This is a genomic window from Ectobacillus sp. (genome assembly GCF_056992975.1).
On record NZ_JBXKMX010000208.1, the window covers coordinates 1 to 6,309 of the forward strand.

Consider the following 6,309-nt stretch of genomic DNA (forward strand, 5'->3'; position numbering starts at 1 on the left):
AGCCCCTTATTAATAGCATGAGATTGCCCTCGATCTTTTTCCGATACCCAGCGAAAACGCTCTCCTAAATAATCATATGACTGTAAAATTTCTACAGTTCGGTCTGTAGAACCCCCGTCAATCACTACATGCTCCAAATTAGAATAGCTCTGGGAAATTATGCTTTCAATTGTCTCTTGAATAAACTTATCTTGTTGATAGGAGGGTGTAATAATACTGACAAGCGTCTGGTCCATACATATACCCCCTCATCTGTATGTTTATATTACATTCTTAACAGGAATATTTAAAAAAGTGTAATTGTCCCTTCTAGCCAAGTTTTAAGTCGAAAGACTGCTAAAGAAACATTAGAGTAACTGTTACCAATAAACTGATCACATTCCAGTGCAAGATAAGTGTCTTTAATAATATCAATTCCCTTTTTCCTTTTGTTATAATGAGGTAAACCACTATGCACCGGAATATTATCATTAGATGTTCGCATGCATTCAGTATAAATTAACTTATTACCATATAACCCTTTATATCTTGACAAAATGCTCTCACAATCCGTTAGTAAAAAAATAGAAGCTGTCGGATTATTTTTTAGATAATTATTAATTATTTGTGGATATAAGTTATTAAGATCATCTAACTGTGAGCACTCAAGAATTTTGTCGCTACCACGAATATGCGCCCCTATAACAGGGTGTTTATTTTTCATATTCTTAAGATAAAAATCTTCGATTTCGCCAGATAGATAAGGTTGCAATTTGAAGTATTTTCGATAAAGATAGCTGTATATATCGTTGACACCTAAACCATAGGCCGGGTGACCTTTTTTAATCCATTTTGTAAGGTAATTTACATAAATGTGTACGTTACTTACCACTACATTTTCAGATCTACTAAAAACATTTGCTATAGCGGCATTTTCTAAATCTGCTAAATCTTTTGTACCTGGCAAGCGTAAATTACCACCATTCCATTTCGTTGGATAGTAAGTATAGTTTTCGTTTACGAGATGATCAACGGAATAATTTGACACAGGTAAAAAATACATGGTAAATGCGTCTTTTTCCAAGGGTTCCTCAGAAGCATATAAAGAATCAGCCCCCCAATAAACAACAGGAATACGGTCTGTGAGTTCAGCAATCAAGAGTTGGCCAGCGACGTGCTGCACGTCTGACCAGAAGCCACTTCCCCAAGCTTTGATTAGCAAAAAACGATTACTTTTGTTCACGAAATTTCTTCCTTTTATTTAATTATTATGTTACTCAACTTTCTCACCTTAAAATCACTTCAGTGATTTGGTGAATGCGCTGAGTACATTATGTCAAATTTCATAATTAATAAGCTTAATAGTCTCTTCCGGCCAAACTTTAAGACCCTGTATTGCCATAGAAACATTAGAATAACTGGCACCAATAAAATGATCACATTTCGTGGCAAGATAAGAGTCTTTAATGACATCAATACCTTTCTGTTTTTTGTCATGATAAGGTAAACCCGCATGTACAGAAACATTATCGTTTTGTGTTCGTATGCAGTTAGTATAAATTAATTTATCACCATATAGCTGTTGATATTTTTTCAAAATACTCTCAGAATCTGTTAGCAGAAAAATAGAGGCTGTCGGGTTATTTTTTAGATGGTTATCAATTTCTGCAGGATATGAGTTATTAAGCTGATATAAATGCGGAAATTCATTAATTTTGTCACTGCCACGAATATGCACGCCTAAAATAGGGTGTTTATTTTTCATATTCTTAAGATAAAAATCTTCGATTTCATTAGATAGGTAAGGTTGTAGTTTGAGATATTTTTTGTAAAGATAGCCGTATACATCCCAAACCCCTAAACCGTATGCTGGGTGATCTTCTTTAATCCATTTTATTAAGTGATGTACAAAAATGTGTACGTTACTTACCACTACATTTTCAGACCTACTAAAAACATTTGCTATAGCAACATCTTCTAAATCTGCTAAATCTTTTGTACCTGGCAAGCGTAAATTACTACGATTCCATCTCGATGGATAGAAAGTATAATTTTCATTTGCAAGATGATCAACAGTATAATTTGACACAGGCAAAAAATACATGGTAAATGCGTCTTTAATCAATGGTCTCTCAGAAGCATATAAAGAATCGGCTCCCCAATAAATAACCGGAATACGGTCTGTTAGTTCAGCGATCAAAAGTTGGCCGACGACATGCGCCGTATCTGACCAAAAACCATTCCCCCAAGCTTTGATTAGTAAAAAACGATCCCTTTGAGGCATAGAGCTACCTCCCCTTTCTTAGATAATTGTTCCCAGTATATCAAGAGTTTATTAGTGAGAGTTTTGCTTCTAAACTAAGAGCTGGAAACTTACGCTCTATCAAGAAATATATATTTACTATCTTTAAATTCTTCTATTCTGGCATCTTTGAATATTAGTATGGTTTATATGAGCAATCTTTACTTTTCTTCGAGCATACCAGACTGTTGAACTCGTTCCAGGTCAGCGTCCACCATCATTTGGATCAATTGTTCTAAACTAGTCTTAGTCTTCCAACCTAATTTGCTATTGGCCTTGGCCGGATTTCCAAGAAGTAAATCCACTTCTGCAGGACGGTAGAGTTGTGGATCGATAACAACATGATCTTGATAATTTAATCCCACATAATTAAAGGCGATTTTACACATTTCTTCAACTGTTGCTGTTCTTCCGGTTGAAATTACATAATCATCAGGTGATGAATGTTGGAGCATTAACCACATCGCTTCTACATAATCCCCTGCATACCCCCAATCCCGTTTTGCATGGATATTTCCTAAACGAAGTTCTTTCTGCTGTCCGGCAACAATACGAGCTACAGCGTCAGTGACTTTTCGCGTGACAAACTCAATTCCTCTAAGCGGTGATTCGTGATTGAACAGAATTCCATTACAGGTAAACATATTAAAACTCTCTCTGTAATTTTTCGTCATCCAGTAACCGAAAACCTTAGATACGCCATAAGGACTTCTCGGATGAAAACGGGTTTCTTCTGTTTGTTTAGGATCCTCTATCATGCCACCGAACATTTCACTTGAAGAAGCTTGATACATTTTAATTCCAGGATCAACCTCTCGAATTGCCTCCAACATGTACAGAACACCCATACCAGTGACCTGTGCAGTCAGAATTGGTTGCTTCCACGAAGAGGCAACAAAACTTTGTGCTGCCAAGTGATACACTTCGTCAGGTTTTGTCAATTTTAAAGCTCTTACGAGTGATGAGGGATCGGTTACATCACCTTCCATGTATTCCACTTCATCGGCTATTTTCAAGTAAGTTAATCTCCAAGGTGCGTTGGTGCTACGGCGTGGAAATAAACCAACTACTCGATAGCCTTTATCCAGAAGGAATTTTGCTAAATAGGCACCATCTTGCCCTGTAATACCGGTAATGAGAGCTGTTTTCATACGAATGTATCTCCTCCTATTAAATCTTCAAGAACATTACACACTCTTCAAATTCTTAAAATTCAGAAAATTAAATTGATCAATGTCTGTTTCTGATACATACTGCATGGTATTCTTATACATCTCTTTAACACCAAAAATTATTCCCGTGTTTCAATAAGTAAAAGCTAATTCGCGACGTAAATCTAGGAGGGCATCAAAGTTTACTCGATTCCATAAATAGAACTTCAGTTTATGAATGGAGCCTACCCGTTTCACTTCAATAGGAATAGTTGTAGTCCACTATTTAAAAGACCTTATTTCCGAATAGCAGTTCTTTATCATGGACCAGATTTTCTCCTGAAAGTCCTTTTTTTCTTGATTCATGTTGTAGACAATATAAGCCAGATGCTCAATCGCAGATATATAGTTTTTTTGTTCGATATAAACAGTTGCTGCATTATACCTTGCTAGAAGGGATGAGGGATATGTGGATAAAATATTCAGATATATGTCTAATGCATTCTCGATAAGATTTTCAGTATACAGTTCATTTCCATGTTCCAACTCCATTTTAGTGATATCCTCATCAGATAGTTTCGGATTCTGTTCCTTCTGAGCTAACTGGTTTATTCTGTCAGAAATGGACTGTGCACTTTTTTTCCAGGTAAACGAGGATAAAATTTGATGGCTTGCCTTCTGTCCTTTCTCCTTAACCAATGCACGATTCTCGTAAACAAACCGCATTACCTGCTGCAAGTCACTCCTGTTAATCGACAGCCACCATGGATAATCTACCGTATCGAGATTACTTACTTTTTTCTCTGATAAAGAAACCTCCTTTGATGAAACGAAGAATGCTGTCTCTTCGCTACAAAAATCCAGGCATGATCCTTTATCTGGTACAATGACCGGAGTACCGCAGGCCATCGCTTCTGCAATGGGCAAACCGAATCCTTCTCCCCTGTATGGATGAACCAAACAATCGCACGCTTTATACAATCCTGCCAGCTCTGCAGCCGTAAATTCCTTATCCATGTATACAATACGCGGATTGCTTGGATTAGATATTGCTTCAAAAATCATTTTCTCAAATGTTATTCCTTTATAAAAAGACTGAGTCCCGCTATCTTTAATGAATAAACAAACATCATCATCCGCAGTAAATTCATTAAGATAAGCCTCAATCAAAATATCGATTCCTTTACGTCCAATTGTTCCTCCAACGAAGAGGAACCGAAAGGAGGTAGTTTCTAGATTTAGAGGTTCAACACCATCATGAAATACGTTTTCGTTTACACCAAGAGGAATCACATGAATTTTATCTTCAGGAATGCCGCAGCGTGTGTAGCTTTCCTTGTTATATAAACTGTAAACCCAGATTTCATCTACCCAATATTTCATAGGTATATACCATTCTCTGGGAATTGCACCATATTCCCATGGCTGCATACAAATCCAATACCTGCTTTTTGGCGTCGTCCAATCGGGGGGCCACTGATGAACAATTGTAAAATCCGCTTCAGAAAAATATAGGAATCTCCCCTTTTCTGCTACTGTAAGAGATCGACAAAGAGGAATTTCCTGCTCAGGTATCTTTATTCTAAGAGCAATTTGAGTATCTTGCTGAAGATTTCTGCAAATACACCGGTTTACGATTGCAAGACTATAATCGGCAAACTGAGAACCGACCCAGTTTATCTTGAGTGTTCCTATTTTCAACACTCTCCTCCCCGATTCTGATTATGTCATTTCTTCATCACCTTTTTATTATATTGACCACGACTGAATAAGTTTCCAAAAATGCACTTTTACCTAGTTAAAATCATATGATGGAAACTGATGATTTAATCTAATGTTATAAGGGAGGAAAGGAAGGATGAATTTACGCCGCCTGTCGTTGTGTATGATTGTAAAAGATGAAGAGGATCATATTGGCAATTGCTTGAAGAGTGTAAAGGGTGTTGTGGACGAAATGATTATTGTAGATACAGGGTCTTCAGACCGAACCGTTGAAATCTGTAAATCATTCGGAGCTCAGGTGTTCGACTTTCCCTGGAATGGGAGCTTTTCGGCTGCCCGTAACTATGGATTGGATCGTGCAACAGGAGATTGGATATTATGGTTGGATGCAGACGAAGAGTTAGACTCTTCTGATGTCTATAAATTGCGTGATATCCTCTACTGTGATGACTATCTCCTGTCCATTCATTTAATTAATTATTATGGTGAACTTCCAGATCCAAATAAAACATTTAATATGGCTCATACTCGTCTTATCCGAAATCATAAAGGATTTAAATTTATAAATAATATCCATGAAACGCTTAACGTGAATGAAGTTCTAACAGCATCGGACAATAGTCAACCCATCAAAACTGTTCCAATTAAAGTATATCATTACGGATATTTGGATGCTGCGAATGAAAATAAAAAGAAATTTGAACGTAATCTTGGAATGTTAAAAGATGAACTCAAACAAAAAGACCACAGTCCTTGGATAGATTATCATGTTGCTAGTGAATATTACCGTGTAAACCAATATGCCCAGGCATTCGATCATGTCAATCGTTCCATTATTGGTTTCCTGCAGCAGCTAAAAACACCACCTTCCTTGCTGTACAGACTAAAGTATTCGATATTAATCGGTTCAGGGAGCATTGACGGTGCATGGCCCGGAATTGAAAGAGCGATTTCCCTCTATCCAGATTATGTGGATTTACACTTTTATAAAGGCTTGATCCTATACATTAAAGAATCGTATACAGAAGCATTGAAGACATTTGAACACTGCCTTGAAATGGGAGAAGAGAATTTACATCATCTTACCTTAAAGGGATTAGGCAGCTTTCAAGCTTTGTATTATAAAGGATGTTGTCTTGAAAAGCTCGGACAAAT

The 6,309-nt window shown here is 36.9% G+C and carries 6 protein-coding genes; 1 reads left to right on the forward strand and 5 read right to left on the reverse strand.

Annotated features, from left to right (window positions below; translation table 11 throughout):
* The 5 genes from AC11ZT_RS09630 to AC11ZT_RS09650 all read right to left on the reverse strand — a co-directional run.
* A partial coding sequence (locus AC11ZT_RS09630; RefSeq protein WP_484059388.1) for a glycosyltransferase occupies positions 1-236 on the reverse strand: 236 nt, incomplete at its 3' end.
* A 50-nt stretch (positions 237-286) separates the two neighbouring features.
* Positions 287-1,222 (reverse strand): O-fucosyltransferase family protein, encoded by a 936-nt coding sequence (locus tag AC11ZT_RS09635; RefSeq protein WP_484059389.1) that lies wholly within the window; start codon positions 1,220-1,222, stop codon positions 287-289.
* A 93-nt stretch (positions 1,223-1,315) separates the two neighbouring features.
* Positions 1,316-2,263, reverse strand: a complete 948-nt coding sequence (locus tag AC11ZT_RS09640) for an O-fucosyltransferase family protein (RefSeq protein ID WP_484059390.1) — start codon at positions 2,261-2,263, stop codon at positions 1,316-1,318.
* Positions 2,264-2,442: 179 nt separating this feature from the next.
* Complete coding sequence (locus AC11ZT_RS09645; RefSeq protein WP_484059391.1) at positions 2,443-3,432, reverse strand: GDP-mannose 4,6-dehydratase; 990 nt, start codon at positions 3,430-3,432, stop codon at positions 2,443-2,445.
* Positions 3,433-3,714: 282 nt separating this feature from the next.
* A complete protein-coding gene (locus AC11ZT_RS09650; protein WP_484059392.1) occupies positions 3,715-5,133 on the reverse strand; it encodes a glycosyltransferase in 1,419 nt (472 codons plus the stop codon).
* Between the two features lie 157 nt (positions 5,134-5,290).
* Here AC11ZT_RS09650 and AC11ZT_RS09655 point away from each other — a divergent pair.
* Positions 5,291-6,309 (forward strand): glycosyltransferase (locus tag AC11ZT_RS09655; protein WP_484059393.1); only part of this gene is annotated, 1,019 nt, incomplete at its 3' end.

Coding starts and splice junctions, on each gene's coding strand:
- AC11ZT_RS09640 (WP_484059390.1), bottom strand. CDS start 2,263: ATGCCTCAAAGGGATCGTTTTTTACTAATCAAAGCTTGGGGGAATGGT.
- AC11ZT_RS09645 (WP_484059391.1), bottom strand. CDS start 3,432: ATGAAAACAGCTCTCATTACCGGTATTACAGGGCAAGATGGTGCCTAT.